The sequence below is a fragment of the Mycobacterium sp. IS-1556 genome (genome assembly GCF_001499985.1).
GTDB lineage: Bacteria > Actinomycetota > Actinomycetes > Mycobacteriales > Mycobacteriaceae > Mycobacterium.
This window is the reverse complement of sequence record NZ_LQIM01000029.1, coordinates 1-2,404: the sequence shown is the minus strand read 5'-3', so window position 1 is coordinate 2,404 and position 2,404 is coordinate 1. Positions and strand designations below refer to the sequence as shown.

General features: G+C 68.2%; 2 protein-coding genes. Both read right to left on the bottom strand.

What is annotated here, in order from left to right; all coding sequences use genetic code 11:
• Positions 1-62 precede the first annotated feature (62 nt).
• Positions 63-917, bottom strand: a complete 855-nt coding sequence (istB, locus tag AU187_RS16405) for an IS21-like element helper ATPase IstB (RefSeq protein WP_059166926.1) — start codon at positions 915-917, stop codon at positions 63-65.
• The gene (locus AU187_RS16400; RefSeq protein WP_059166925.1) at positions 914-2,266 is read right to left on the bottom strand and encodes a Mu transposase domain-containing protein; all 1,353 of its coding nucleotides are present in this window, start codon (positions 2,264-2,266) and stop codon (positions 914-916) included. Before AU187_RS16400 ends, istB begins: the two co-directional genes overlap by 4 nt.
• Positions 2,267-2,404: the final 138 nt, after the last annotated feature.

The window sequence follows — 2,404 nt, the reverse complement described above, 5'->3', positions numbered from 1 at the left end:
TGATCGCGCTCGTCGAAAGTCCTCAGGTGTGCTCGCCGAAATTCCTCACCTGTGAGCAGCGGTCAGTGTAGTTGTTGGCGGTTGCCGGTGGTGGTTCGGCGTAGCGTTTCGGCGGCCGCTTGGTGGTCGCGTAGGCGGTAGGACTCGCCGTCGAGGTTGATTACCACGGAGCGGTGCAGCAGGCGGTCGAGCATGGCGGCGGCGACGGTGGTGTCGCCGAGGATGTCGCCCCAAGCACCCACCCCGCGGTTGGTGGTGATGACGATGCTGGTCTTCAAATATCGTTGGGAGACAACCTGAAACAGCGCCGATGCGGCCTCGGCGGGCAACGGCAGGTAGCCCAGTTCGTCGATCACCAGCAGCGTCGGTCCGGCGTAGAAGCGCATGGTGGTGGCCCAGCGTCCTTCGATGGCGGCGCGGTGACAGCGGGCGGCCAGATCCGCGGCGGTGGTGAAGTAGGTCCGGTAGCCGGCGTGCGCGGCAGCTCTGGCGAGGCCGACGCTGAGGTGTGTCTTGCCGGTGCCCGGTGGGCCGATGAGCAAGATGTTGGTCGCCGATTCGAGGTAGCGACACGTGCCCAACTCATCGATGAGCTTGCGGTCGATCCCGGCGGCGGCATCGACATCGAAATCTACGAGGGTGGCCGGGGTGGGCAGGCAAGCGAACCGCAACCGGCCCGCTAGGCGGCGCGCGGTGCTGGCCTCGACTTCGACGGCCAGCAGCCGCTCCAAGGCGACGGTGAGCGAGAGTCCTTCGGCGCTGGCCTGGTCCAAGACGGCGGGCAAGGCTTCGGCGGCGGCAGCCAGTTTGAGCTCGGCCAGATGCGAGCGCAGCTGTTGATAGCGGCTCGCGGCTGCCGACGGCGCCTCCTCGGCGGCGGCCCTAGTGGTCTTCGGGGTGCGTGGGGTGGGGGTCATTGGATGGTCCTGTTCTGGGCGGCCCGCTCGTAGGCGGACAGGTCGATGACGGTGGAATTGGTTGATGGAGTTGATGTTTGGATTGTTTCGGCATCGAGCCGCAGTAGTTGTGCGGCAGCGGCTTTGGCGGCTGGGCCGGGTGGGATGCGTTCTTTGCGGCGGTGTGGGCGTCCGGTGGTGGCGGTGGCCATCGCGGCGGTATCGAGGGCGATGACATGGCCGCTGTCGCGCACCATCACCCCGAGCCCGTCGGCGGCCATCCGGTGGCGGGCGATCACGATCCCGCCAGTGGTGGCGATGTCGCAGAACTGGCCACCGACAGGATGGCTGACCACGACCTGAGCCGCCGCCAGTTCCGGGGGCACCGAATAACGGTTACCGCGATAGGACACCAACGCCTGCCGCGACGCTGTGCGAGTCTCCGACACGATCACCGGATACGGCGACGCCGGCGCAGGTGCCAACGGCTCGGTCTTGGCCACCACAGCGACCGAGGACCGGCCGTCGGCGGTGGCCCGCAGCCGGGTGTCGCCGCGCACCGCGGCGAAGCGATCCAGGCTCACCTGAGCCTGCTCCACGGTGGCCTCGTCGGCCAGCGTCCGCCACCAGCGCTGCGCCGCAGTGTGATTGACCTTCTCCACCACACCCTTACGGTTGCCCCGCCGAGCCGGGCAGACCGCCACTGAGACGCCGTAGTGCTTGGCCACCCCGGCGAACGACGCGGTCACCCGACCCGAGCCGGGATCACACACCGTGGCCATCCGGTCAAAACGCCACACCCGCGTGACCCCGCCCAGGCCTCGGGTCACCCGGTCCAGGCAGGCGACCAGGTGCGGCTGGCCTTCCGAGGGCGCCAGGGCGGCGCGCCACTTGCCCGAATGCGCTAGCGAGCCCACCAGCAGATGCGCGGTCTTGCCCCACCCCCAGGATGCCGGCGGATCGGGCAATTCCAGCCAGTCCCATTGGGTTTCCTCACCCGGGGCGTGCGGGATCACCGCGTTCGGGCGCTGTGTGGCCGTGCGGCACGCCTCGCACACCGGACGCAGATCCCGGGCCCGGATGTTGCGCGTCAGGCTCTGATACGACAGGCCGAACCCCAGCTGCTCGAGCTCGTCGAACAGGGTGCGCGCCCACAGGTGCGGGTCCTCGGTCAACCGGGCGGTGACGTAGTCGACGAACGGATCGAACGGGTCCGGACCGCTGCGGGCACGGACCCCCGGTTCGCCGCCACCGGCCAGATACTTGCGGACCGTCTTGCGGTCGAAACCAGTGTGGCGGGCGATCGCTGAGATCGACCAGCCACGACGGCGTAGGGCATGTACTTCCAAATCGTCCTCCCATGTGAGCATGAGAAAGCGGGCCTCCTTCGGTGAAGCAACTGGCGTCAGACACCAGCAGCTTCGAGGGAGGCCCGCCCTTCTCGGCGGAGCCACACGGGTGGGGAATTTCGATGAGCGTCAGTGGGGAATTTCAGCGAGCGCGGTCAA